Origin of the sequence: Pengzhenrongella phosphoraccumulans (genome assembly GCF_045689905.1) — a bacterium.
GTDB classification, from domain to species: Bacteria; Actinomycetota; Actinomycetes; order Actinomycetales; family Cellulomonadaceae; genus Pengzhenrongella; species Pengzhenrongella phosphoraccumulans.
The window spans coordinates 3,622,615-3,648,085 of the sequence record NZ_CP144210.1 but is presented as its reverse complement, the minus strand read 5'-3'; the positions used below and the strand labels follow the sequence as shown (position 1 = coordinate 3,648,085).

The window sequence follows — 25,471 nt, the reverse complement described above, 5'->3', positions numbered from 1 at the left end:
AACTGTTGCTCATCATCGTGGTGTCGGCGATCGTGGCGGTCGTGCTCGCAGCGGCCCCGGGAGTGATCGCGCGTGACTTCAGTCGCGCGATCGCGGGCGCCAGACGGGTCCTGCTGCTTGGGTCTGTCGCCGCGATTCTCATCCTGACCCTGGTTCCGACGGCCCATGGTTCCGGAGTGAACCTGGTCCCGCTTCGGGGCATTGCCGGGCAGATGGGGAACGTCAATGGGGCTCTCGGGGCCGTCAACGTACTGGGCAATACGGCGATGTTCGTGCCTGCTGGCTTTCTCGCTGCGATGACGCTCGGGTGGGGGGTTCGGCGCGTTTCGGTCGCCGGCCTCGTGCTATCGGTCGCGATCGAGTTGTGCCAACTCGCGCTGGGTCGCAGTGCTGACGTCGACGATCTCATTCTCAACACGACCGGTGCTGCAATTGGGGCAATTGTCTGGTTGACGTTCGTGAGGCTGCAGGGCCGACGAATCGCGCGCCAGCCCGCGGTCCGAGTACCGCCGACCACAACACCCGCGACGTAGGTGTCGCTAACGGGCCGGCGCGATCCAGAGACTCGATGCGTCGTCCGGCGCAATCTTGACTTCGTCGACGTCAACCAACTCTGTTCCGAGACGCCAGATGCCGGTGCGACTCCCGGTCGGGCAGGGAGAATGACGCCGTGACGGACCAGAACAAGGCTGCCGCAGAGGCGCGCCGCAGTCGATCGGGAGCCGTTCGTCCGATCCGCGAAGACCTGCTCACGAAATACCGCGAGCAAGGTGACCGCACCGACGATGGCCGATGGGCAGATGTCACCGGCTGGTTTCGCGATGCCGCATTACTCGCCCGGCTCGGACCAGAGCTTGGGGCTTTGTTCTCGGACGCCGACGCCACGGTCGTCGTGGGCACGCAATCTCGAGGCACTCTCCTCGGGGCTCTCGTCGCGGCGCATCTTGGCGTCGGTCTGATCGAGATCCGTAAGAACAGCGGACCCGCAGCGGGTAGCGAGGCATGGCGATACAGAACCACACCGCCGGACTACCGCGACCGCCACCTGACTCTCGGTTTTCCGAAGCGCCTCCTCCCCGCCGGTGAACGCGTCCTGTTCGTTGACGACTGGATCGCCACCGGAGGCCAAGCGCTCGGCGCTCAGGGCCTGGTCGCGGACGCCGGGGCACACTGGATCGGTGCCGCGGTCGTCGTCGACGCGCTTACCGAGCCACGGCTCAGGCGAGACCTGACCGTCAGATCGCTGCTAAACATCCGCGATCTGTAAAACGACGCTTCGGCGCCGTCGTCAGGGCTCTTCACCGCCAGTGCTGAACTGTCGCTACGAGCTGTTGCTCATCCACGCGCTCGCGCGGCACCGGCCTACGTTCGCGCGGGAACGTCCTCAATCTGATTGCGTGTCACGTGCGAATGAAGTCGGGTTCGTTCCGCGGGCGAGCGTCGCTCGGGGTGGGGGTTTCGTCGCGGACGGTGAGGAGGTCCGCGGGTTGGCATTGCAGGGCGTCGCAGATGGCGGTGAGCGTGCTGTAGCGGATGGCGCGGGCTCGTCCGTTCTTCAGGACGCCGAGGTTGGCAACGGTGATGCCGGTGATCTCGGCGAGCTGGACGAGGGTCATGTCGCGGGTTTGGAGGAGACGGCCGAGGTCGCACTCGACCCGGTGCGGTGCACGCTCGGGGTGATTGTTCTTCACACCAGGCCCTCGGTCTCCAGGCGGGCGCCATGGGCTGTCGCTGCAGCCAGGACGGCGAGGAACACGACGAAGCCGAGCGGCCACCACGACGGTTGGAACACCGAGGCGTACCACTCGGCCGGCACACCTGCCATCTCCCCGGTGATCGCACGCTGGGCGGCGATGACCGGCAGGGTCGATGCCAGGGCCCATCCGGCCGCAGCGGCCGAGGCGGCGATCGTGAGCCGGCGGGCGTTGCCCGCGGCGAAGGGACGGCCGGCCGTGGTGGCGCGCAGCGCCGGGATCAATAGCAGGACGACCCCGCCGGCAGTGAGAAGGCCGACCCAGATCCCTGCCCGGGACAGGACCGCGGTGAGCGGGTCGGCGTCGATGACCGAGAGCAGGAGCTGTCCGGAGTGGACGAGCGGGAGGTCCACAGCTGCGGGCCAACCGGGGTCTCCCGGACCGATCCCCGCACCGGTCGGCTGCGGCGCGTCGGCGGTCACCCGTACCGGGACAGTCACCGAGGTGTGAGCAGTCGTAGTTGCCGCGAGGTAGGCGACGTTCAGGCCGATCGACATGCCGATCAGCGCCGCGACCGCCACGATGCCGATCAAGATGGCCGAACCGGCCACGCGGCGAGGGGTGGCGACCTCAGCTTCGAGGGCAGTGCTCATCGTGGGCTCCAGTCGATAATCGATCTGTTGGCGTAGACCAGGCTATCGACTGTCGATGCGTTGGACTTGAGGGCAAGAACGAACGAGTTTCCCGTGCAGCCCACGCCGCGCGCGACGACGCAGCACCCCGAGTTCACGCCGAGCGAATTGCGCGACTCGACGACGACGCCGGAGCAGCGAGATCACACTTAGATCGGGGCGTGATCAAGATCACTCATCCCGTTAGTTCGAGCGCGTGACATTTGGAGACCCACTCGTCATGACCTGATCATGATGCTCACACCTTGTCAGTCGCCGCGCGGCGCCCCGGTCCGCCTGCTGCCGTGTCTCTGTTCGTCGGCCCGTTGGGCATCTCGGCCTTCGCGGTTGATGTCCAGCCCGGAGAACCGTAGCTAGTGCTCTGCGAGCCGCTTCTGCGTGTGGAACGGGACTCTGTACACCGCAACTGTGTTCAGTACGGTGACCTCGGGCAACGTGCAGGGTATGACGGTCGCAGGATCGGTGTGGAACCGCATGTCCACGGCTGTGCGTGTGTACTCGGCAACGGGCGGGAGTGGGTCGTCGACGTGTTTCGCCCCAAGGGCTCACCTGGCCAGCACGAGCGTGGCAGCACGATCGGTGAAGGTTCTGTCCACGACCACCTGTTAGCTAGCGAGGCATTCAGCGACCTGTTCGCAGCCTCGCACCGCGATGTGCGGGCATTCGTCGTACGGCATGTCGGTTTCGACGGCGCAGACGACGTCGTGGCTGAAGTTTTCGCGACGGTATGGGTGCGGTGGGACAGCGCGCCTCCGGACCTGGACCAGCAGAGGGCGTGGACGTTCGGTGTCGCCCATCACAAGTTGCAGGAGGCGAGTCGTGCCTCGCTGCACACCCGGCACCTGCAGGACCGCCTCGCCTGCGTGCTTCCTCGTCCGCACCGTGACCCCGGAGACGACATGGCAGCCCTTGAGCGTGCGCGGGAGATCCTCGCGTTGCTCCCGGGTGCCGAGCGCGACGCGGTGAGCCTGACGGTGTTGGCCGGTCTGACATGTGACCAGGCCGCGCAGATCCTCGGATGCTCGACGAGCGCTGTCACCAGTCGAGTGCATCGTGCGCGCCTGCGTTTGCGTGATCTGCTCGAGGATCGCAGAGGTGAAGTGTGAGTGCCGACCGAGGCGACAGGGACGTCGACGAGCTGCGCGAGTTCATGGCCGCGCACGGTCTCTTGCCGCCAGTGCCCTCAGATCACGACGAGCGCGAGCAGGCCGCGGGGCTGTTGCACCGCGTGCTCGCCCAGAATGGGCCGCCGCGCCGGCGCTCACCGGTGGGTTTGGCTGCCGTGCTAGTTCTCCTTCTTGTGCTCGGCGCGGGGTACGCGTTGATGCGCACGGCGCCACCTGCCGCCGCGGGCGCTCCCAGGGCACTGCGGTACTCCGTAGCTTCCCCCGTCGAGCTCGCCGCAGCACCGTCCGCAACGATTTCGCTCCTTGCGATGGCTCGCGCGGCCGACACGGCGCCCGCCGCGTCGCACACAGGCACAGGCACAGTGCAGTACGTCGCCGACTACGGGTGGTTGCTCGCGGTGGACGTCACGGCCACCGCGACGACGACCACCATCTACCCGACGATGACCCAGCGGTGGACCTCACCGGACGGATCGGTGCGCGTCGACCAGCGTCGTACCGGGGCTCTGAAGCTCGACGGGACGGTAAGCGACGACGCATCCATCAGCGTGGAGAACCAGTCCAGCGACGCCGTCGGTGCCGGCACCGTCGATGCGGCCCTCGCCGGCCAGCTCCCGCTCGAGACGGACGCTCTACGCACCGACCTGCTGGACAGGTATGAGTCGCTCCCCTGTGAGGAGAGCGACGCGTGGACGACGCAGTGCCTCCTGACTGCGATCCAAGAGATCTACAGCCAGTACGTCGTGCCACCTGCCTTGAGCGCGAGCCTGTGGCGGGTGCTGGCGTACGAGCCAGGGGTGAAGGACCTGGGCACCACTGACGACCGTCTCGGGCGGCGCGCGCATGCGATCGCTGTCCAGGCACCGGACGACCCCCTCGTGACCGTCGTCACAGTCTTGCTCATCGACCCGGGAACCGGGGCGCTGCTCGGCAGTGAGACCGTCACTGTCCACGACGGCCGGTCGGGTGCAGCAAAAGCCACGGTCACCGCGTTCACCAGTCTGACGACGTCAGCGTGGGTGGATGCGGTGGGCGACCAACGTGAGGATGACGACGATGACTGACCTGTGGTCCGACCTGGCCGACTCCAGTGCTGCCGGGCCTACCGGTGGGATCAGCGAAGGTCTTCACGTGCTGCACCTCGCGAAGTCCTTCGGCAACCGGCCCGCGTTGATCGACGCGTCATTGAGGGTCGAACCCGGTCAGATCGTCGCGGTCATGGGCCCGTCCGGCTCGGGCAAGTCCACCTTGCTGCACTGCGCTGCAGGCGTCCTGAAACCCGACTCCGGCACCGTCTTGCTCGACGGGCGCGACCTGACCAACGCCTCAGCCGCGCAGCGCGCTCAGGCACGACGCACCACCTTCGGCTTCGTCTTCCAGTTTGGCCAACTCGTTCCGGAGTTGACCGCTGAGGAGAACGTCGCCCTGCCGCTCCTGCTCAACGGGGTGCGGCGGCGCGCGGCCCGCGAGAAGGCCCGCCAGATGCTCGCTCGCCTCCAGATCGCCGATGTGGCCGACCAACGGCCAGCGGCGATGTCGGGCGGGCAGGCGCAGCGCGTCGCGGTCGCCCGGGCCTTGGTGATCCACCCGCGGGTGATCTTCGCCGACGAACCCACCGGGTCGCTGGACTCCGCGACGGGCGGCGCGGTTATGGAGCAGTTCGTCGCGGCCGTCCGCCAGGAGAACGCGGCGATGGTCCTGGTCACCCATGACCCCCTGATCGCCGCGCACGCCGACCGCATCGTGAGCATGCACGACGGGCGCACCGACACCGACCAGGACGCCTGATGCTGCACCTCGGGATCCGGTTGTGGAGAGGTTCCGGAGTACCCGGATTGCTGGTTGGTGGGCTCGTCAGCTTCGCGATCGCACTCGGACTCGGCGTGACGCTCGTCGGCCTCGGCGTGGGACCGGCCATCCAGGATCGCGCCGACAGAGTCGCCTGGACCGAGCTCGACATGCCCGAGCTCGTCGCCGGCAGTCCCGCGAGCCTGACATTGGCCCGCTACTCCACCTACGTCGGCACCCACCGGATCACGGTGATGACCGTCGCGGCCGCCGACACCCAGGCGCCGGTGCCGCCCGGCATCGACGCCGTCCCCGAGCCCGGGCAGACCTATCTGAGCCCGGCCGTCGCCGACCTCCTCGCCGACACCCCACAGGCCCAGGGACGGTTCGGCATGGTCGTCGGCACGATCGACGACAACGGGCTGCGCGGCCCGGGGGACCTGCTGGTCGTTCGCGGCGTACCCCTCGAACAGGCCGCGTTGTCCGGGGTGACCGTCGACCGCTTCCCCGATCAGGGTCGCCTGCCCAAGCTGAGCGGCGTCGAGCGATTGACCCTCGCGGTGGGCGTTGTCGCCCTGATCGCACCCGTGCTGCTTCTGGTCTCGATCGCCGTCCAGCTCAATGCCACGACTCGCCGCCGCCGTCGAGACATCCTCGACCTGGCCGGCGCTACCACCCGCCAGCTCGCCAGCATCGCGGTCGGCGAGATGAGTGTGCCCGTGCTCGCGGGCGCTCTCCTCGCGGTTCCCACCGCGAGCCTCCTGCAGCGGTTGGCCGCATCGGTGCCCCTGGACGGTGCCGCGTTCTTCGTCGAGGACCTCACCCTGACCACGTCGGCCACACTCGCCCTGCTCGCCGTCGCCGTCGCGCTGTGCGTGGCCGCCATCGCAACCGGCGCCCGGGCCACCACCACGGCCCGGCCCGCACGTTCACCGCGACGCTGGGTGCGTCCGGCCGCCGTGGTGGTCGGAGCCGGTATCGCTGTCGCCGCGGGGTCCCGGGGCTCCGCCGGCTCCCCCGCCCTCGCGGTCGCGACCTTCCTGGGCACCCTCACCGTGCTGCTCGTGGTGGCTCCCGGACTGCTCCGCCACGTCGGGCACGCGCTCGAGAACGTGCCGGGAGCTGCGGCGCTGATGGCCGGTCGTCGTCTACGGGACAACCCCCAGGCCGGCGCGCGGGCCTCGGCCGGAGTCGGGCTCGCCCTGATGATCACCGCCATGTTCGCCGCCATCACCCCGGCCGCTGCCGTGACACTGGACCGCAGCGACCAGGTCGGACAAGCCGACGGAACTGCCCAAGCCCTCATCCAGTACACCAGCCCCCAGGACGCGACCACGACCGCCGACGCTGTGGCCGCCAGCGCCGGGATCAGTGGAGCCGCGCTCGTGGTCACCGCACAGGTCAGCGGCCCGGACGGGGCCTGGCGGGCATGGATCGGTGACTGCGCGGCAATCACCTCGCTCACCCACCTCACGGACGCCAACTGCCAGACGGGACTGGTCGTGGGCCGCGACGTCGCCTCGACGCTCGGCGACCCCGCAGCGGTCGAGCTCTACGACCTGACCCCCGCCACGGTGCGGGCATGGGATGCGCTACCCGAGACGACCGACCCCAGCACCGCCAGGCTGCGGGACGGTGCACGGTGGCAGGTCATGGCAGCCCAGCCCGGCATCGACATGCCCGCCGTCATCATCGACCCCACGCTGATCGACCTCGACCCCACAACCGTGCGCCCCACCCTGCTGCTGTTCACCTACGACTCGCCCGCCGCACTCGAAAACGCCCGCACCCTCATAGAGCAGAACAACCCCGAAGCCACCGTCGCGACCCGCGCGACCACCTTCGACGGGCTGAGCCTGAACGCGCGGCGCCTGTACACCGCGGTCAACCTCGGCGCGGCGACCCTCGCACTGGTCTGCGGGGCAGCGCTGCTGGCCGCGACCCTGGCGAGCGTCATCGAACGGCGCAGATCCCTGACAACGCTGCAGATCACCGGCGCACCCCTGCGGACGCTACGCGCCTCGATCCTTCTCGAGGGCCTCACCCCGCTCCTCACCGTGGCCGCCCCGTGCGCCGCAGCTGGCATCGGCCTGGGCATCCTGCTCAGCGGCTCCAACACCTTCCCGCTGCGAGGCGTCGTCATCCCCCTCATCGCCACCACCACCACGGCAGCGCTCGTCGTGGCAGCCAGCGCGTTCCTTGTCGAACCCCTCACCCGCACCGAGCAGACCCGAACAGAGTGACGGACGGGGCGCTCATCACGAGCACCCCTCCCACCACCTGACCGCACCGAGACGCGCCAGATCTCCTGCAAGTAGATGTCCGCGTCCGTCCCCGAACGCTACGGGAGCGTAAACGTGAGCGCCGTACTCTTCGAGCACGCCGCCCGGCTGCAGTCCGTGCCCTGGTAGGGGTTGTACGTGGCGCAAGCGTGACCAGCACCTAACTGTCGCTTTGTGGTGAGCACGACCGCGCACATGCTGGGGGACGACGCCCTCCAGCCGGCTCGCCCACCTTCCCCAACGTCTTGCGGCAAGCAGTCGGTCAGAGGCACGAGGCCGCCATTGACCTGCTTTTCGACATATCTGAGCCAGCTCGCGTCTACCGTGATGCCGAGGCTGTCTTCGCAGAATGGGATTCAGGAGTTGAAGTGCACCCCGCTCGCACATCCACCGACGACGGTTCGAGGCCGTGACGACGGAGACGCTGCACCGGGGCGCCCTCGTTGCCTGCGCAATCACATTTCTGCTCGTGCTGTCGGGCTGCAGCAGCAGGTCGACGGTCGCCCCGCTCGAGACCCCACCACCTGACGCCACCCCGGAACAGGTCGTGGGCGCTTACATCGAGGCGATCAATGCACAGGATCCATCGATACTGGCGGCGATCGCGACACCCGGGCTGGCCCAATCCACCGTCGACGGCTGGTTCGGCACAGCCATCGAAGAGGTGCAGATCGACGCGGCGCTCGACGGAACACAGCTGGCCATCGGCACGGGATACGAGGGGCAAGACAACGCCTGGGTCCACATCGACGCCGTCTTTCATCACACCGACGGATCCCTACCTGAGGGCGAGCTCACCGGTTGGGGCTACTACCTCACCAGGGACGAACCCTCGTCGAGTTGGTACATCTGGACCCAGGGATCGTCCTAGGGCCTAACCCATCGACGAGCACCTTGGCTGTCGCTACGAGCTCTTGCGCCACCGTCAGGCCTGCCCTAGCCGCAATCGCTCACGGCGCGAACACTTCCTCCCGTCGCAGTCGCTCAACCCAGTTGGCTACCGACGAAATCCTCGAGGTGTCACCAACCGTCAGCCAGGCAGCAATGGCCCCGGCAACCACACTTCCCAGGCCGTATCCGACCAAGTCGACCGCTCGTGGCTCTGAGTAGATGAGCGTGAAGGCCATAACAATCAGCGCACCGCTGATACCCGCCGTGATCGCACCGGCCGTCGTCGAGCCTGCCGACATACGGAGCGCGAGCCAGACGGCGACCGCCTCCGCGATGCCAGCCAGCGCTAGGACGGGGACCATCACGACGACCCAGAACGCGTAGCTGACTATGAGCGAATCGAGGCCGCCAACTCGGCTCCAGTCCAAGGCAGGCTGGAACAAGGCAAAGCTGACAGCTAGCAAAGCGATCAGCAGGACGTACCCGGTCGCAGCTCGCACCACCCAGCGCCAGGCCAGGGCAAACATGGATCGCCACCTATCGGACTCGATCTGCCGGATCATCATTTTGACTGATTCGCGATCACCGTGCGGGAGGTTCGTCGCTCAGATGAACCCGCCTCAAGTCCCTCGACGGACCGGAACCCTCGCGCGGGGCCGTCCACCCGTTGGCCAGTGCGTTCCTGCGGAAAGGTGTCGACGGAGACCGTGGACGATTCCATCTCAGTTCTTGGGACGGAACGTTCCCGCGGGAACGCTCATGACGCTGGCACTGCGGAGCGATCGCCGCATCGGAGCTGACACCGCTTGACTGTCGTTCAGCATTGAGCGCGTCGGCGCCTACGTCTCGATAGGAGTCGGCTTCGGGTCACTTGCTGACGGGGACGCTGCCGGCCATCTCGATCATGTCGGCCGTTGTCGCCCCGCTTGTTCCGCTGTCCGTCTTTATGACGGTCGTGATGAGCAGGTATGAGCGTTTGCCGTCGGTCCAGGCGACAATTCGCCACCAACTTCGGCCAGTCGACGGACGCTGACCCCAAGACAGTTCCGGTGGCAACATCGCGCACCTGGATCGTGCCCTCAGCCCGGTTCTCGCACAGCACCCGTTCCGGCCCTGCCACAGCACGACGAACGCGAGTAGGAATACGCCGAGCGTGATCATGTGCTGGGGAGGACTCCCGTGATGGTCAGCCCGAGCCCGCGCCCGCGCGGGTCACCGGACGGCGACGCCGAGCGGCGGCCGGCCGTGCGCGGCCCCCACGGCACCGATCACGGGAAGACGTTCGTCCCGGCCGGGACGGTCGCGTACTTCAGCTCGGTGGTTCCTTCGGCGGCGGGGAGCTCGAGGGTGTCCTCGGTCGTCAGGGACCAGCCGAGCCCGACCCAGTCGACGTACTGGAGGAACTTGAGGATGGCTTCGGACCGGAACAGCGCCGCCCTGAGGGCCGTCGGGTCACCGATCGCGCGGATCACATAGGGCGGCGAGTACAGCCGGCCCCCGAGCTGGAGCACGTTGCCGTTGCACAGGATGACGGTCGTCGCGACGACGCGCTGGTCCTGCACCGTCATGGCCTCCGCACCCCCCGCCCAGAGCGCGTTCATGACGTCCTGGAGGTCCTGCTGGTGGATGACGAGGTCGTCCGGCTTGGCGAGCTCGGGCTGGGTTCGTCCGGCCGGCGCATCGCTCAGCTCGACGGTGACGCCCGGGCCGCTCATGGCGGTCTGGCCGGAGGCAACCTTCACCAGTTCGGCCGCGGCGGGGTCCCCCACGTCGATGGTGCTCACCTGGTCCTTGGTGAGCTTGTCGACCTCGGCGCGCAGGTTCTCGACGTCGCCGGTGAGTGCCTCGACCCGGTTCGACTCGACCTGAGCGAGCTCGCCCAGGTTCTGCGGGTGGCGCTCCTCCTGGCCCCGGGCCAGGCGCGCGTTCGCTGTGAAGAGCAGCCCCGCCAGGGCCAGCACCATGCCCACCGCCGCGGGCCCCCGCACGGCGCGCAGCGTCCCACGACGCGTGCGGTCCGTCACGAGCGCTCCTCCCGGGGTGGATGTCGGCACCACGCTAGTTCACGTGTGGCGGGAGAACTGAGTTCCCGCCCGACTGTCCGCTCAGACTGGTCCGAACGGACCCACCGATCGAGAGCACCAGCCCGGCGATCAGAAACGCCACGCCCGCCCAGCCTGCCAACGGCGCCCAGTCTCGGCCCACGACCTCGCGACCGTCGGAAGCTGGAACTTGCGTCAGCGCTGCCGCGCCGATTCGCGTGTCGACCTCCGGGCCGCTGATCGACGACGCGGCGGATGCCACTCGCAGGTCACCGTCGACGATCGGGTCGCCCGTCACGGTGAGGAACATCGTGGTGGGTGACCCCGCGGCAGTCCGCGCTGCGATCTGGACCTCGGCCCGCAGCCCGTCCAGGTCCCGACGCCACTGGTAGCGAGCATCATCCAACCCGAGCCCACCAAACTGACCGATCCACGCCTCGGCAGCCTCGAGGTCCACCCCGCTCGGCGGACCGTCCCGCGTCGCTCGTTCACCCGCCACCAACTGCGCCACAGCGGCCGTATCGCCGGCGTTGAGATCACTGACGAGAACGTCGAGGAGATGAGTGACGCCGTGCCCGTCGAAAGGGAACGTCGCCGAATCCACGGTCACCACACGCGTTCCCGCCATGACAAGCAGCAGCGCCACCCCGACCGAAACCGCACCAAGCGCCAAGGTGCGAAGGCGCGTCATTTCGAGGACTCAGCGCCAGCTTCGACAACGCTGGCCGCCCGACGGTCGACCAAGCGCAAGCCGATCACCAAAAGCAACACCGCGAGAAACGCATAGCGTTGGGCGGAGACCAACGCCGACGCGCCGCCAGCGACAGCATCGGAACGGGCGTAACCCTGGGCGATCGCGAACCAGTTGAGCGCAGCGATCGCGTTCCCGCACGCGATGGCCACAATCAGCCCGCCCCACGACAGCCACCGACCCATCACTTGTTCGAATCGCGCCATCATGTCTCCTTCGACGGGTCAGCACCTCATCCAACCGCATCCACAACCCGCGGGTACCGAACCGACGACCGAGAGGGTGACCCGACCGATCGCAACAGCCACATACCTGTCGCTTTGTTCCGCTCCCGCTGACGATCGGTTGCGGGCCTTCTGGCTACCTGTCGTTGGACGCCGGCGTCGTTGGATGCCAGCGCCGGGTCCCCGCCGCGAAGGCCAAGACGAGGACCGCGAGGACCCCGACAAGCCAGAGGTCGACCTGCTCGCCTGGCCGGAAGAACGACGGGATGAGCAAGATCAGGACCGCGGCCGATACGGCCAGGCTGACCAGGCTGACGACGCACAGCAGCGATCGCCTGTCCATCGGGTACTCAGAAGAAGCTCGCGCCGGCGGCACTGGACGCGCCAGTTCTCCGCGACCATGGGATGGCTCGAGGGCGAGCGCGGCCCGTGCCGCCAGCTCCCAGGAGCCATCGGTGTCCACCACGAAGCAGAATTCGTTGTCCTCCGGGTCGGCCATCACGACGTAGCCGTCGCCGGTCTCACTCAGATGCCGCTGGCCGAGTTCTCGCGCACCCAGAGCAACTGCCCGCGCGATCGCTTCGGGGGCATCGGACACCGCGATGTCCAGGTGCAATCGGTTCTTGGGAGACGACTTCGACTCCGGGACGCGCTGGAAGGCGAGCAGCAGGGGGTCGGCGCCGACGTTCGCCCAGTCGTCGTCGCGCGCGGCCCATCTCGACTCGAGAAGGGCACCCCAAAACCGTGCGAGGTCCGCAGGAGCAGCGCAGTCGATGACGATCTCCTGGATGCGTGGCCTCATGCGCAGGAGGGTACTGACATCAGGTTCAGGGGCCTCTTCCCGGCGCGGGCTTCGGAGGGGCCGCTCCGCGCACAACGCTTACCGGGGCCACCTACTGCGGCGTAGCGGTTTTTGGACTCCGTGACGTCAACTCGAACCGACCAGATGCCGAGTGAAAGTCAGGCGTAGACGTCGACCTCGCCCTTGCGTCGTTGATCGGGGGTGCGCTCGGCCTCCGATGCCCCCGAGGGGAGCGCACTGGTGCCCTGACTGCGGTCCTGCTCGCGCGCGAGCACGGCGGCAGCCGCGGCGACGGCCGCCGCCGCCATCTCGACCAGCGCCTCGTCGACCTTCAGCGTCTCCTCGGGTGCCTTGTTCACGGCGTCCTGGGCGAGCTGTTTCTGCGCTTCGGTCAGACGCTTGACGGCTCTGTCGTACACCTGCTGCGCTGCTGAACCCGAAGCCGCGGGTCCTGCCACGAGGCCCGACAGTTTCGTCGACGCCGCGCTGATCCTGATGTCTGTCATGACCGCCCCCTTGTTGGTCCTCAGAGTCCGAATCGACCGACAAGCGACCCGATGAAGGAGAATCGAAACGCTGCACTATCAAAGAACCAAGAATCACGAATGGCCCCACATGAGGCAATCGATACGGTACGTGGCGGTTGCGTTCCCGAGTTGGGGCGGCTAGCGTCGATAATGATCAAAGAAAGTCAGGCTTGGGGTCAATTGACGATGCGAAATGCTGTGGCATTGCTTTCACTTCCGAGTAGCCAAGCAGTTCCAATGCCTATTTAAGGCGTCGGTACAGTATTTCAGTCGACTGGCACAACAAACCGCAGGGGAGAGTCGTGTCTATAGGGAATGTGAATCCGACCAATGCGCCATTCATTGTTCAGGCCGCAAGGCACGATCGTCCGAATGCACTGAATTCATTGACCTCGGATGATATGAAGTTCGTCGAGGCTACGACAGGCTACAAGATCACGAGCGACCGGAAGCTCGCCCCGGGAGTTGCGTTCGAGTTGGCTGCCGATCGCAGTGTCGGGCTACTTACGGATGAAGTCGATTCGACCTACTTGAGATCGCTCGTAGATCGATACTCAAATTCGGACCCGACAAACCGTCCGTTCACCTCTGCGTGGATCGATGTCGCGCTGAAGTACGCTGACGCCAATTCTTTCGACACGGCTAGAGCAATCGATACAGACGCTTGACGAACCTTGTCAACATCGAGCGCTAATGATTTTGCCTGACCGCTGCGAGACAATGCAGAGGCATGTCGCTGTTCCTTGCTCGACCAAGTTCCATCGCTTAGCTGTCGTTATGCGCGGGTCGACGACGCGCCGCTTGCACCGACCGGTTGGGCAATCGTGGCGGGAAGCTGGCTGGCCACGCGGGTCCCGCCATACTTGATCCGTGAGTCCTGACGTACGGCGGTTCGAACTCGTGATGGTCGACGACTCCGAAGACGCTTGCTTGTTCATCGAACTGTCCAGCCACGCGGCCGACCTGGTGGAGGCACGCGATGCGCTCGAACTGGCGCAGCGGAGCACGTCGGCTGATTCGCCGCTCGAGGACGCCGAGCGGTCCCTCTTGGCCAACGCTGTCATGGCCTACTGCCGCACCTTCTTCCCCTCGAAGGTGCGGCGACCAGTGACCAAATTTGTCGAGATCCCTCAGGAGCTCTCCTCGACACATGAGCTCGTCGCGAAGTTTCGCAACCGCACCATCGCGCACTCCCAGTCGGACCTCTCGGTCACCTACGCGTTCGGCGTCCTCGACGCCGAAACACTCGAGGTTCTCGACATCGGGGCGTACAGCGTCTGCAGCACGATGCCCCCGGAGCAGGTACGCAACTTTGTTGAACTCGTCAACGCGGTGGCGGAGCGACTTGATGAGGTCATCGAGCCGATTCGGAAGCGACTGATGGGCCGACTCGTCGACGCCGACCGCGCTGCCCTCATCAAGGTTGGCTTGAAGCCCGCGGTACGTGAGTTGCTGGCAACTGATTTCGAATCAAAGACGACCCGTCCGCCTTACCCCGTGTCGCACCCGGTGTACCTGAGCAGAGTGATCGACAGCTGAGCGCACGATGACAGCGCGGAACGGCTTGCGAACGACGATCATCTGAAGACCATCGCAGTCGTCAGCACCATCAGCTTCTTCATCAGGAGCTACCGGGACGCCAGCCGTCGGCGCTGGGGAGATGTCGCAGGCGGCGTATAGCCTGCGACCGTGGCCATCACGCGCATGCCCCGTGCTGGTCTGGCGTCGGCGGGCGCCCGGTGAGCAGGCACGCCACCCCGCCATACGGACGGGTCATGGCCAAGGTGGAGCGCCGGGGCAACTGCCTGGTGTTCACAGGCAAGTTGCGCAATGGCTACGGCCTTACCTCTGAGACTGTGGACGGCCACTCACGGGATCGCATGGCCCACCGGGTCGTCTACGAACACCACCACGGACCGATCCCTGACGGGTTGTTCGTTCTGCACTCCTGCGACAACCCGCCGTGCGTCGAGATCACCCATCTTCGCGTCGGTACGGTGCGGGAGAACGCGGCGGACATGGTCGATCGGGCCCGCGGGCGGCACGCGCATGTCAAGGATGTCTGCGCGCGGGGGCACGACCTCACCGTTCCCGGCGCAATCAGTGCGCGACCAACGCGCTCCAAGAACCCCGCAAAGGCACCCGGCCGCAAGTGCGTGCAGTGCCAGCGCGAGGACACTCGCGCGAACCGCGAGCGTGCCGGCTATCTCTATACGGGGCAGCCGGCCAACGGCGACAAGACACACTGCAAGCGGGGCCATGAGTTCACTCCAGAGAACACCCACGTCCAGCGGCGCGGAGGCCGGGCGTGCCGGGCATGCGCGGTCGAGTACCGGCGTGCGCGCGCGGCAGAGCGCAAGAGGTATCAACGCCCCGGCCCAGTGTTTGGGGAAGCGATCACGCGCGCTTGGCTCGCGCGCCGGCCTGGTCTATCGGGCGACGAGCTCCTCCAGGTAGGAGAGCTCGCTGGCCTGTTCGCTGTGTCGGCCAGCACCGTGCGCCGGTGGGGCGAGGTCGGGCTGCTGCGGGCTGGGCGCACCGAGGGCGGGCACCGCCGCTACGCGGTCACGGACGTGGACGATGCCGTCCAGGCCGAGACCCACGCCTAAGCGGATGTCAACGTCAGGGCCGACCTCGCTGAGCAGGCGACGACGACTGCGCCTGCTGCATCGGTGGCATCACACAGCGTTCAGTCCGATTTCCTGGGCGTCGAGGGTGCGCGGCTCGCGGTCCAGGATGCACAGGGTCCCGAGGTTGAAACCGCCTCGGGTGCGCGGCGGGATGCCTCGTAGAACCGCAGACCGAAGTCGCCCTCGACTAACGACCGTGCACGCACGTCGACTGCGGCGTCTTCGATGATCCACGGCGCCCGGCGCCGTCATAAGTCAGCTGCGGTGATCTTGCGCAGCGCCAGGGAGGTTCGGCTCGCCGTGGGGCGATCGGTGGGGTGGGTGGCGGTTATCGCCTCGAGCAGTCGGGCCCACTGCACAGAGGACACCACCGGTCTGGGCGACGGGTCCGCCTCGTACGATCGTCCGGTGCCTCCTCGCTCACCGCTCCCGGCACGCCACGGCCTCGCCGCCGCCTGGCTCCGCACCCCCGACCGCGATCGCGGGGGCCCGACCGTGTGGCCGACGATGGGCGCGTGGCTGCGGCACCGCCTGCCGGAGCACGTCGATGTGCCGGGGATGCTGGCGCAGGAGCGCTTCGTCGAGGAGAGCGGGCGCGCCGTGCGCGACGCGGACCCCTACGGGCCACACCGATTCGTCTGGTTCCATCGCGACCTGCGCGACGAGCCGGAGGTGCCGGGTCGGATCCATGTGGTGTACCGGGACGAGCGCCTCATCGTCGTCGACAAGCCGCCATTCCTCGCAACGATCCCACGCGGCGGACACGTGATGCAGAGCGTCGTCGTGCGGCTGCGCGCGGAGCTCGACCTGCCGGAGCTGTCGCCGCTGCACCGCCTCGACCGGGTCACATCCGGCCTGCTGATGCTGGCCACCGAGAGACGCTGGAGGGGCCCCTACCAGACGGCGTTCGAGCTCCGCGCAGTCGAGAAGACCTACCGGGCGGTCGCGCCGCTGCGCGCCGACCTGGTATTGCCCGCCGTCGTCCGCAACCACATCCGCAAGGTGCCCGGCACGTGGCGCGCCCAGGTCGTGCCCGGGGCGCTCGTCAACGCCGAGACGCGCGTCGAGCTGGAGCGGCAGGTGGACGGCGCCGGGGTCTACCGCCTGACACCCCGCACGGGCCGGACCCACCAGCTGCGCCTCCACCTGCTGGGGCTCGGCATCCCCATCGTCGACGACCCGTTGTACCCCGTCCTGCAGGATGTCCCGGTCGACGACTTCCGTCGGCCCCTCCAACTCCTCGCGGCCGAGGTCGCGTTCACGGACCCCGTCGACGGGCAGCCCCGGCGGTTCCGCAGCGTCCGCTCGTTGCCGCTCACCGCGCAGGAATGACCCGGGAGATCCCGGACGAGCGACCGGTGCGGCATCGGTGAGTCGACCGTGCCCGAGGCGGGAGGTGTCAACGGCTTGTCTCGGACGTGGACAGCACCCGGCCCAGTCCGTTGAGGATGACGTCGAGGCCGAAGTCGGAGTCGGCCTCGGCGTCGTAGCCGACGTCCATGGCCAGTGGGACCATCCGATGGAGATGAGGGTCGTCGGCGGCAGGACCCGCGGACAGCGCGCGCCGGCGCGCCGAGCACCTTCCTGGGTGACGACCCAGGACTCAACACGGGGTTATCTGCCTCGGCGTAGAAGGTGTCGATCGCGTCCAGAACCGAGTGGACGGTAATCCGCGGCCTCGACCCCGCTTCGTTCCCAACAGATTCCTAGATGAGTACTTCGCCGTCGGTGATCAGGGCTGTCAGAGTCGCCGCCGCGGCGAGTTGCTCTGCCTGTTCAGCGCCGGCCGTCTGAGCCTCGATTTCCAGGCGCAGTGCCTCGACATCCGGAGCGAGGTCCTCCATGGCCTGACAAAGGCGGGGCACACGATCAGTCCGTCGCGACAGGATCGCACCTGACTCGGGTTGCAGTGCAAGTCGGTGGGCGCGCAGCTTCGCAGGCGCTATGTAGCGACCGCGTCCGCGGCATCGGTGGCATCAAGAGGCGACCGGTTGGCGGGTCTGTCCGGTCTACATCCGGGGATGCCTGTTGCCGACCGTAGGGCCATCACCCGGGCAAGGCAGGTCGGGGTGGCCGACTCTCAGCCGCCTCGCGCGCGAGGTCGGTTTGAGCGAGCTTGACCCTTGCCTCGTCGTCAGCGTGCCTCACCTCCCCGGCAAACTTCAGCGAGCCGCAGATGACACGACTCGGGCCTGGGTGCCACTCTTTAGGAGCGGCTGAACCTGGGGCGCAATCAGGGGCGCCGGAGAAGTTGGCGAACAAGGATGAGCAGGGCGGATTGGCGGAGATCAGGCACCTCCGTTTGTTGCTCGGAGAGGCCACATCGACGATCAGTACCGGAGAGTTCCATTGGGGGGACATTACGTGAAGCGTCCGAAGGCATCCCTTGAGCCCATAGCGGCAGCGAGCCGCAAGTGCGCATCCGTTTTAGCAGGGAGCCTTCGTCACCCAGTTTGGTCCGGACTGGCAGGCATTGCGACTATATTGGCTCTGATTTTCGCTGGATACTCGACTTTCGTCGATCGCGATGTGCCGAAGACACCTGCGAACAAAGAGGTCTGGTCGGCTCAAATGTCAGCAACGGAGTCCGAGTATTACTTCGATGGGCGAGTTGAACAAATCCCTAATCCACCAGGTTTCGCTATTGAAAAGACATATAATCACTGCAGCGAGTGGGAGCATTGGCTCGATTCGCAAACGAAGTTGTATCGCAAAGACTCGCGTATTCAACTCAATGTCTATAGCGTAATGAAAACCCAAATATTCATTGATTCCGTAAGAGTAGAAGTGTTTTCACGGATCGAGATGAAAGAGCCCTTCACGGGCGTGACGTGTTCGCCGCCACCGCCTCCGGCGCCACTCTGCGCGGTCAACTGCCCGGCTCCTTACGTGATTAGCGAACCTGGTCCGAACATTACCGTGGATGTCGCAAAGGGCAAGACTTATATCAACCCAGAAGCCCCGCTAGATGAAGGCGCAACCGTGACTAGTCCTAGTCTTAGTGCTCTATGGGAGATGCCGCCTGCGGCAATTGTTATGCGTAACAGCGACAACATTCGTGCAACCATCTGGCTCACATTCACCCCCGGATTTCTTTACACGGGACGGGTTGTTGTCTCCGCGGTCGTCAATGGACATTCTGAGACCGTGACGCTCGGTACAGCTGACAGGCCACTGAGATGGGCCGGATCGCCCGGCTCTACGAATGAGGACTTCACTTGGGATGTCCTAACTGCACGCTGGACCAGGGTGTCGGAATTTTCTGATGTCTATAGCACGAAGTAACGTTCGGTGCGGTCCGGGCTTGACCGGCTCTTCCCAATCCAGGATGGAGCGGTGTAGCCGGTGTGATGTCTCAGGAAATCGTGCACGTTCATGTCTCGGGACATCGTAGACACGGGCATGTCTCATGACTTCGTTGACGGTTTTGTCTAGGCGGGCCCGTGCCAGCCGCGGCGTTCGGAGCGCCGACTTTCCCGACCCCGCCGTGCCCGTTACCACCAACAGGCCCCCGCCATGCTCCGGCCTGGCCTCCACCGTCCCAGCGCTCCACGAGGCTAGCTACGCCTTCGGACTGCTGCAGATCATCTGGTTCGCCTGGCTCGCCGCAGTGCTCCTCGCGCACCGAGCGAACGCCCAAGGCCGGATCGACCGTCAGCCTGTGCTTGACGCGGTTTGAGCCTCCACACGCGTCGGAGGCAACCGACGTCAACAAGGGGCCGGGGCAGACTCCGGGCGGCCCACGGTGGCGACGACGGACCCTGCCCTGGCTCTGACAGCCTGGGGCCAATTCGAGTTGACACAGCCACTGCCCCGGGGCGGCCACGATTCCCGTCATCCACGCCCCGGTGCCGGGCCCATCGGCATCCTCAAGGAGTGCATTGAGGGACCCGGCGAGGGCCTAGCAGACTGAAGAGTGGCGCCCGGATCGTTGACAGTGACCCTGAAGTCAGGTTCGTGCGAGGTGAGTGGCGAGGACGGCGCGCAGCGCCGCCCGCAGACGCCACGCCCGCGGCGCCGTTGCCTTGATTCCATAGAGGTGGATCCGGCAATTGCTCCGGCGGTCCACAGACCGCGACACTCCCATATGCGGTGCTCACCCAGCAGCCGGTCACCTGCTCAGTTCGGTCGTGCTCTCCATTGACGCGACACCATTTCGTGGTCGCCTACATCTCGTCTTGGGCCTGCAGCGTGGCGTTGAGTGTTTCCTCAATGCGGATATCAAGCGTCGCGTGCTCCTCAACCCTTGAAGCATGCTCCTTGAGGCGCTCGTCGACGAAGGCACCAGTTGCGTTCAGGAGGTCAAACAGGCGCTGAGGTTCGACCGCCGATACGGCCGTATTGCCCTGACCGTCGTAGTAACATGATCCGGCGGCATCCTCGGCTCGAAGAAACGCATGGATTCGGTCGACGAGAGTCTCTCGGTGACCCCCAAACCCCGTCGGGACGGAGTCGGCGCTGGCGGGAATCCGTAAGGAGTCATCCAAGGCCAAAAGAACGACCTCTTCGCCGTGCAAACCAGCGCGATTGACGGCAAGAACCCATTCCGGCAGCGGACCGGCAGAGGCGAGCGCTTCCAGATACGCTAAACCCTCCGCTTCGCTACCAGCATCAATCTCGGCGCTTTGACGTGCCTGCTCATCAAGCACCAATTCTGCCCTGCTCAAGGCAGATCGCAATTCGTCCACTCGCGCCGGGATCTCCGCCTCATCCAGTACCTCAACGCGCGTGGTTCCGTCCTGGCGCACCTCCCAGCGACTCCTGGCCGGCGGATGTGAAAGCAGTTCGCGTATGCACTCGGCCCAAGTGGAGTAGTCGACTCCTGCCGGAACGTCCCGCAGCGTGAACGTCAGCAGCCACCGATCGGGAAGCGGAGTCGCCGACCCAGATTGGTTGAGCAACACGCGGCCCCGGTCGGGTGTCGAAGTCGCGTCTGCAATGGAGGCAGGACCGGCACCGGTCCGCACATGGCGTTGCGCTCGGTCTCTGCGCGCCCGCCGATCTGGCTCCCAGGTGCTCAGGGCCGCTTCCAGACGGATCACCCACCAGAAGACGAATGCGACGGCTCGGCGGGCCTCGCCTTCATCGATTAGGTTTCCCTGCTCGCGAATTAGGCCGCGAAACCAGAGATACTCCTGACCGTCGGGCGCAAGCGCGCCGTCTCGCGCCAATGCGCTGAGCTCGGCGACTTCCACGGCCAACTCTCCGCTTTGACCGGGCGACACAATCGAAAGCCCCCCAGACGACTGGAGCCGGTGCCATTGGCGCTGAGACTCTTTGAAGGCAATTGTTGCGACAGCCACTGCCCCGGCGTAGTCGCCGCCATCGACGAGTTGCATGGCCTGCTCAAGCGCGGCACGGCGCTCGTCGTCCTGGACGGCGATAGTCAGGACTACGTGCGTGACGTCTACTCCAAACTGGGCGTCGATTAGGTCGCGTACGTACGTGCGCGCGGCGGTTGCCCAGCTGGGCACCAGCTCGCCGGCCGGCGGTAGCCCCTCATGCTGTGCCGCATTACGGGCGCGCCGCAGTTGCCGAATGTCTGAAAGGACGGTGGGCTGCCAGCTCTCTCCCATGTCCTGCTTGACTTTTGAGATGAGCTCGTCGAGACCGTCATTCCTGGCAACCGGCACACCCCGCGTGACGGCGACAAGGTGCGTGGCCCTTTCGACGACCGCGTCGAGTAGCACGATGGCGGTAGCCCGTCGCATGAACGGTGCGGCAGTAGCCTCCGTTAGCGCGTGCTCAAGCATCACTCGGACATTGACCAATTGAGAGGCTTGATCCGCTGTCAGGGCAGCCGGTGTCGTCACGCTTCGCAGCATAGGAGTCCTTGCGGGACGCGGGCCAACCCCGGGCCACCGCTTCCATGTGTTGGTCCAGCCCTAGCCCAGCCATCTATGCCCCGAGCTTCTGATGAGTGCACCAGCACAACGGGCCCGGTCGTCCACGACATCGCTTCGCCGCGCGCCCGCTGCTTCCACGGAGTGGTGAGCCAGACAAGCAGTTCGGGTGGCGTCTCCACAAGAGTCCTGGCCCTACGAGCCCCAGCGCCGGCCGCGGGTCCGATGCGACACGATCGGCTTGTTTGTCAGCACGGATGCTCCTCGTCGTCCGCCCGGCGGGCCCCGGGACGCTGTCGTAGAAGACGCTGTCGGCGAACGTGAGCCATTGCCGGCGAGCCAACAACGCCTAGTTGGCGATAAGTGCCGAGTCTGCCCGACCTGGACGTTAGTTCGGTATGCGATGTACCGCACCGGGCTGTTGAGCAACGCGTCGTACCTGGCGGGCTGGCCTGGCGGACCCGTGACCCGTATCTGACTCCTCAACGATCCTGGCCAGATTGTGGTGGACCGCACCGCCTCTCACAGGCGCGAACATCGAGTCCGTGCTCGTGGACTTCACTCGCAGCGTCCTGAGCGGTCATCTAAGTTCCGGGGAGTCTCCTACCGCCCGATCGCAGTCCCTCCGGCATCGGCGTTTCCCTGGAATTGGATGCCCCATCGGGCGAGCACGGACTCGATGATCAGTTCGACGGCGGTGGGCATGTCGACTTCGCTCGGATCGAGGAGCCACTGGACTTGGAGTCCGTCCATCATGCCGATGATCGCGGTCGTGGCCGCTTCGATCTCGGTGTCTGGCACTGTCGTGTCCGACGGCAGGGCATCTTTGAGCGCGTTGAAGATCATGCTTCGTAGCCCGGCGTAGCGACTGCGGAACCACTCGCGGGCGGGGTGATCGGTGGTGACGGCTTCGGCGGACAGTACGGCGTAGGTCTGGACGATGCCGGGGCGTTCCTGGTTCTGCGCTGCCGTGCGGATGAGGTGCTTGAGCATGTCCGTGCCCGCCGGGACGTGATGGCCCTCGAGATCCTCGACGTCGGCCTGGTCGCGATACTCGAGCACCTCGACGAGCAGCTGCTCCTTGGAGCCGAAATGGTGCAGCACGCCGGCATGGGTCATGCCGACCTGGTCGGCGATCTCACCGAGGGACCCGTTGCGGTAGCCGTGGGCGGCGAAGACCACCATCGCTGCTTCCAGGATGGCTTGGCGGCGCTGCAATGTGCGCGCTTGTGGGTTGCGGGCCTTCGCTGCCCTGGATCCGTTGGTCTTGGCCTGGACGGTCGTGGACTTGCGGCGCGGGCGCGGCGAGACGGTCTCCGGTGTGGGTGTCGAGGTCATGTTGCGCCCATCTTGGTCGTCCCCTTGCCCGTGACGCAATCGTTACGTTCAAAGGTTACTAACCTGTTAGTAACTGTGGTTCCATGATCGTACGCGCTGACGCCGGCGCCGTCCCCGGAAGGAGCAACGTGACGCACCTCGAAGCTGTGACCCAGGCCATGGCGAAGCTCTCCATCGAGGAGAAGGTCCGGTTGCTCACGGGGGCAACCGCGTGGAGCCTGCACTCCCTCGAGACGATCCGGTTGCGTTCAGTGGTGGTCTCAGATGGCCCCGTCGGGGTACGCGGGGTGCGGGACGATCCGGCCGACTGGTCGCTGCTCTTTCCCGCGCCGAGCGCCCTGGCCGCGACCTGGGATGTGCAGGCCGCCCGCCGGCTCGGAGACCTGTTCGCCACCGAAGCGCGACGCAAGGGCATCGACGTGATCCTGGCCCCGGTCGTGAACCTTCAACGCACACCCGTAGGCGGACGGCACTTCGAGTGCTTCTCAGAGGACCCGGTGTTGACCGGCAACATCGCCACGGCGCTTATCGGGGCGATCCAGTCGCACGGGATCGGCGTGTGCCTCAAGCACTTCCTCGCAAACGACTCCGAGACGGAGCGCACCAGCTACATCGCCCGCATGGACGAGAGGACTCTCCGGGAGGTCTACCTCGCGCCTTTTGAACAGGCGGTCCGGGAAGCGTCCCCTTGGTCGATCATGGCCGCCTACAACGGTATCGACACGGGTATCGAGGCGTCGCCCGCGACCGAGCACCACCATCTCTTGGTCGAGATCTTGAAGGAAGAGTGGGGCTACGACGGTGCCGTCATCAGTGACTGGCTCGCCGCAACGTCCACCGTAGGGGCGGCCTTGGGGGGTCTCGACCTGGTGATGCCCGGGCCGGGTGGCCCTTGGGAAGACCGGCTCACCGCGCAGGTGCGCACCGGCGCGGTCCCCGAGTCCGTGATCGATGACAAGGTGAGGCGACTTCTCCGCCTGGCCGAGCGCGTCGGGGCGTGGTCTCCTGGCCAAACCCGCGAACCTGTTGCGGCACGGCCCGTTCACGCCGACGTCGCGGACGCTGCGACCGAGGCGCTGACCCGTCTCGCCGCCCAGGCCACCGTGGTGTTGAGCAACAGCCTGCCCAATGGGGCCGCCCTGATCCCGGTGGATCCTCACACGATCCGGTCCGTTGCGCTGATTGGTCCTGGCGCGGTCGCGCCGTTCGTCCAGGGTGGCGGCAGCGCTCACGTCAACCCCCACCACGTCGTTACGCCCGTGCAGGGGCTGCGCGCCTTGCTGCCCGACGACGTGACGATCTCGGTTCACCGTGGAGGAATCGCGACTGCGCAGGCCCCAGCGTTGGACCTCGCCGCTCGTGCCACGGACCCGGTGACCGGCTCGCCGGGGCTGCGGATCGAGATCCTCGACGCTCTGGGGGAGATCCTTGACGCTTGGACCGAATGCGAGGGGTGGGACGGCCGCCCAGCTCTGGGTGACCGGTACCCGAGCGCTGACCACCTTCACCTGTTCGCCAATGTGACCCTCACGGAACCGGGTGTACACCGAATCGGAATCGGCACCGTCGGCCAGTACAGCATCCGGATCGACGGTCAGGTCACGGCCAAGGGGGACCACCGGGTCGGTGCAGAGGTGATTCTCAACTCCTCGGTCAACGAGCCGCAGGAGATCCCCGCCTTGATCGACGTGGTGAACCCGCGCGTGATCAAGATCGACGCGACGGTCCAGGTGATCGACGGCCAGGCCTACGGCCGGTTCGCTCGCGCGGCCATCCGACATCTACGACCTGGTCTGAGCGTCAGTGAGGAGATCACCGAGGCGGTCGAGGCAGCGCGCACCGCCGACCTCGCGATCATCGTGGTGGGCACCAACCTCGAGTCGGAATCGGAAGGGTGGGACCGGACAACACTCGCGCTGCCGGGCCGCCAGGACGAACTGGTCCGCCGCGTGTCGGCCGCCAACCCGAGGACTGTCGTTTTCGTCAACGCTGGCGCCCCTGTGATCCTCCCCTGGCTCGACGCGGCCTCCGCTGACAACACAGCGGCAGAGGACGGGGCTCGACCCGCGGCCACGTTGTGGTGGTGGCTTCCGGGCCAGGAGGCCGGTCACGCCCTGGCCGGCACCATCTTCGGCGCATTCGAGCCGGCAGGGCGACTGCCCTGGACTCTGCCCGCACGCGAGGCGGATGTGCCCGTGCCAGCGGCGACACCCGTGCACGGCTACCTCGACTACACCGAGGGCGTCAACGTGGGATACCGGTCTTGGGACGTCCTCGGGCGGGCGCCAGCCCGCCCGTTCGGGTTCGGCCTGGGCTGGGGCGATTGGACGTACGGCCCGCTCGAGATCATCGACCGGTCCGAAGCGGGCGTGACGGTGCGAGTCGAACTTCACAACGCTGCGCCTCGTCCTTCCAGTGAGGTCGTGCAGGTCTATCTGGACGTCCTTGAACACCACGACGGACTTTGCTTTGCCGAAGCCAGCGGCGGGTGTGACGGCCGGTGTCTGACTCCCGTCGGCGCGCGACGTTTGGGTGGGCACGTCGTCGTCAGTGCAGCTGCGGAATCCGACGCGACGGCAACCATCCTTTTGCCACGCCGCGTTTTTGAGAGATGGGACACCGGGGCGCACAGTTGGGCACCCGCAGGAACGCACTTCCGCTTACATGCGGCCCGGAACGTGCGCGACACACAGGCGACCTCGATCCTTCGCGCCGGGGATCCCGTGACACCTCCCTACACGCGGACCGAGCCCTCCAGGTCCTTCACCACACGCCTTCCGCGCCTTCAGGGCAAGGAGGCACACGACCCCGATCCGATCTGACAACGACGTCCGCACTTT

24 protein-coding genes are annotated in these 25,471 nt (G+C 66.4%); 13 read left to right on the top strand and 11 right to left on the bottom strand.

Features of this window, described 5'->3' with window-relative positions; all coding sequences use genetic code 11:
• Positions 1-5: 5 nt before the first annotated feature.
• Positions 6-533 carry a VanZ family protein gene (locus VTA80_RS16895; RefSeq protein WP_407342249.1) on the top strand — a complete coding sequence of 176 codons (528 nt, stop codon included), beginning with the start codon at positions 6-8 and terminating at the stop codon, positions 531-533.
• Between the two features lie 137 nt (positions 534-670).
• The gene (locus tag VTA80_RS16890; RefSeq protein ID WP_407342248.1) at positions 671-1,267 is read left to right on the top strand and encodes a phosphoribosyltransferase family protein; all 597 of its coding nucleotides are present in this window, start codon (positions 671-673) and stop codon (positions 1,265-1,267) included.
• Positions 1,268-1,400: 133 nt separating this feature from the next.
• Here VTA80_RS16890 and VTA80_RS16885 read toward each other — a convergent pair whose 3' ends face one another.
• The gene (locus VTA80_RS16885; RefSeq protein WP_407342247.1) at positions 1,401-1,691 is read right to left on the bottom strand and encodes a helix-turn-helix domain-containing protein; all 291 of its coding nucleotides are present in this window, start codon (positions 1,689-1,691) and stop codon (positions 1,401-1,403) included.
• The gene (locus VTA80_RS16880) at positions 1,688-2,347 is read right to left on the bottom strand and encodes a hypothetical protein (RefSeq protein ID WP_407342246.1); all 660 of its coding nucleotides are present in this window, start codon (positions 2,345-2,347) and stop codon (positions 1,688-1,690) included. The genes VTA80_RS16885 and VTA80_RS16880 overlap by 4 nt, the downstream gene beginning before the upstream one ends.
• A gap of 417 nt (positions 2,348-2,764) precedes the next feature.
• On the opposite strand from VTA80_RS16880, the gene VTA80_RS16875 reads away from it, so the two are divergent.
• From VTA80_RS16875 to VTA80_RS16850, 6 genes are all read left to right on the top strand, one after another.
• Entirely contained in the window at positions 2,765-2,995 is a 231-nt protein-coding gene (locus tag VTA80_RS16875; RefSeq protein ID WP_407342245.1) for a hypothetical protein, read from the top strand.
• Entirely contained in the window at positions 2,914-3,492 is a 579-nt protein-coding gene (locus tag VTA80_RS16870; protein ID WP_407342244.1) for an RNA polymerase sigma factor, read from the top strand. Before VTA80_RS16875 ends, VTA80_RS16870 begins: the two co-directional genes overlap by 82 nt.
• Positions 3,489-4,577: a CU044_5270 family protein gene (locus VTA80_RS16865; RefSeq protein ID WP_407342243.1), complete on the top strand. Its 1,089-nt coding sequence runs from the start codon at positions 3,489-3,491 to the stop codon at positions 4,575-4,577. Before VTA80_RS16870 ends, VTA80_RS16865 begins: the two co-directional genes overlap by 4 nt.
• A complete protein-coding gene (locus VTA80_RS16860) occupies positions 4,570-5,301 on the top strand; it encodes an ABC transporter ATP-binding protein (protein ID WP_407342242.1) in 732 nt (243 codons plus the stop codon). Before VTA80_RS16865 ends, VTA80_RS16860 begins: the two co-directional genes overlap by 8 nt.
• The gene (locus VTA80_RS16855; RefSeq protein ID WP_407342241.1) at positions 5,301-7,544 is read left to right on the top strand and encodes an FtsX-like permease family protein; all 2,244 of its coding nucleotides are present in this window, start codon (positions 5,301-5,303) and stop codon (positions 7,542-7,544) included. Before VTA80_RS16860 ends, VTA80_RS16855 begins: the two co-directional genes overlap by 1 nt.
• A gap of 586 nt (positions 7,545-8,130) precedes the next feature.
• Positions 8,131-8,454: a hypothetical protein gene (locus tag VTA80_RS16850; protein WP_407342240.1), complete on the top strand. Its 324-nt coding sequence runs from the start codon at positions 8,131-8,133 to the stop codon at positions 8,452-8,454.
• 79 nt (positions 8,455-8,533) lie between these two features.
• Here VTA80_RS16850 and VTA80_RS16845 read toward each other — a convergent pair whose 3' ends face one another.
• The 6 genes from VTA80_RS16845 to VTA80_RS16820 form a co-directional block, all read right to left on the bottom strand.
• Positions 8,534-9,001, bottom strand: coding sequence for a hypothetical protein (locus tag VTA80_RS16845; RefSeq protein ID WP_407342239.1), 468 nt, complete (start codon positions 8,999-9,001; stop codon positions 8,534-8,536).
• A 741-nt stretch (positions 9,002-9,742) separates the two neighbouring features.
• Entirely contained in the window at positions 9,743-10,498 is a 756-nt protein-coding gene (locus VTA80_RS16840; RefSeq protein WP_407342238.1) for a DUF881 domain-containing protein, read from the bottom strand.
• Positions 10,499-10,532: 34 nt separating this feature from the next.
• A complete protein-coding gene (locus tag VTA80_RS16835) occupies positions 10,533-11,144 on the bottom strand; it encodes a hypothetical protein (protein ID WP_407342237.1) in 612 nt (203 codons plus the stop codon).
• A 59-nt stretch (positions 11,145-11,203) separates the two neighbouring features.
• Complete coding sequence (locus VTA80_RS16830; protein WP_407342236.1) at positions 11,204-11,473, bottom strand: hypothetical protein; 270 nt, start codon at positions 11,471-11,473, stop codon at positions 11,204-11,206.
• 154 nt (positions 11,474-11,627) lie between these two features.
• Positions 11,628-12,293 (bottom strand): VOC family protein, encoded by a 666-nt coding sequence (locus VTA80_RS16825; protein ID WP_407342235.1) that lies wholly within the window; start codon positions 12,291-12,293, stop codon positions 11,628-11,630.
• A 158-nt stretch (positions 12,294-12,451) separates the two neighbouring features.
• The gene (locus VTA80_RS16820; RefSeq protein WP_407342234.1) at positions 12,452-12,799 is read right to left on the bottom strand and encodes a hypothetical protein; all 348 of its coding nucleotides are present in this window, start codon (positions 12,797-12,799) and stop codon (positions 12,452-12,454) included.
• 891 nt (positions 12,800-13,690) lie between these two features.
• On the opposite strand from VTA80_RS16820, the gene VTA80_RS16815 reads away from it, so the two are divergent.
• From VTA80_RS16815 to VTA80_RS16805, 3 genes are all read left to right on the top strand, one after another.
• Positions 13,691-14,359: a hypothetical protein gene (locus VTA80_RS16815; protein WP_407342233.1), complete on the top strand. Its 669-nt coding sequence runs from the start codon at positions 13,691-13,693 to the stop codon at positions 14,357-14,359.
• Positions 14,360-14,595: 236 nt separating this feature from the next.
• Positions 14,596-15,429, top strand: coding sequence for an HNH endonuclease (locus tag VTA80_RS16810; protein ID WP_407342232.1), 834 nt, complete (start codon positions 14,596-14,598; stop codon positions 15,427-15,429).
• Positions 15,430-15,858: 429 nt separating this feature from the next.
• On the top strand, positions 15,859-16,782 hold the full coding sequence (locus VTA80_RS16805) for a pseudouridine synthase (protein WP_407342231.1): 924 nt from the start codon (positions 15,859-15,861) through the stop codon (positions 16,780-16,782).
• A 374-nt stretch (positions 16,783-17,156) separates the two neighbouring features.
• Here VTA80_RS16805 and VTA80_RS16800 read toward each other — a convergent pair whose 3' ends face one another.
• Complete coding sequence (locus VTA80_RS16800; RefSeq protein WP_407342230.1) at positions 17,157-17,294, bottom strand: hypothetical protein; 138 nt, start codon at positions 17,292-17,294, stop codon at positions 17,157-17,159.
• Positions 17,295-17,814: 520 nt separating this feature from the next.
• Between VTA80_RS16800 and VTA80_RS16795 the strand changes: the two genes are divergently transcribed.
• Entirely contained in the window at positions 17,815-18,735 is a 921-nt protein-coding gene (locus VTA80_RS16795) for a hypothetical protein (RefSeq protein ID WP_407342229.1), read from the top strand.
• 881 nt (positions 18,736-19,616) lie between these two features.
• Here the strand turns inward: VTA80_RS16795 and VTA80_RS16790 are convergent.
• Positions 19,617-21,263 (bottom strand): hypothetical protein, encoded by a 1,647-nt coding sequence (locus VTA80_RS16790; protein ID WP_407342228.1) that lies wholly within the window; start codon positions 21,261-21,263, stop codon positions 19,617-19,619.
• A gap of 633 nt (positions 21,264-21,896) precedes the next feature.
• Positions 21,897-22,631 (bottom strand): TetR/AcrR family transcriptional regulator, encoded by a 735-nt coding sequence (locus tag VTA80_RS16785; protein WP_407342227.1) that lies wholly within the window; start codon positions 22,629-22,631, stop codon positions 21,897-21,899.
• A 128-nt stretch (positions 22,632-22,759) separates the two neighbouring features.
• Between VTA80_RS16785 and VTA80_RS16780 the strand changes: the two genes are divergently transcribed.
• Positions 22,760-25,453, top strand: coding sequence for a glycoside hydrolase family 3 protein (locus VTA80_RS16780; protein WP_407342226.1), 2,694 nt, complete (start codon positions 22,760-22,762; stop codon positions 25,451-25,453).
• Positions 25,454-25,471: the final 18 nt, after the last annotated feature.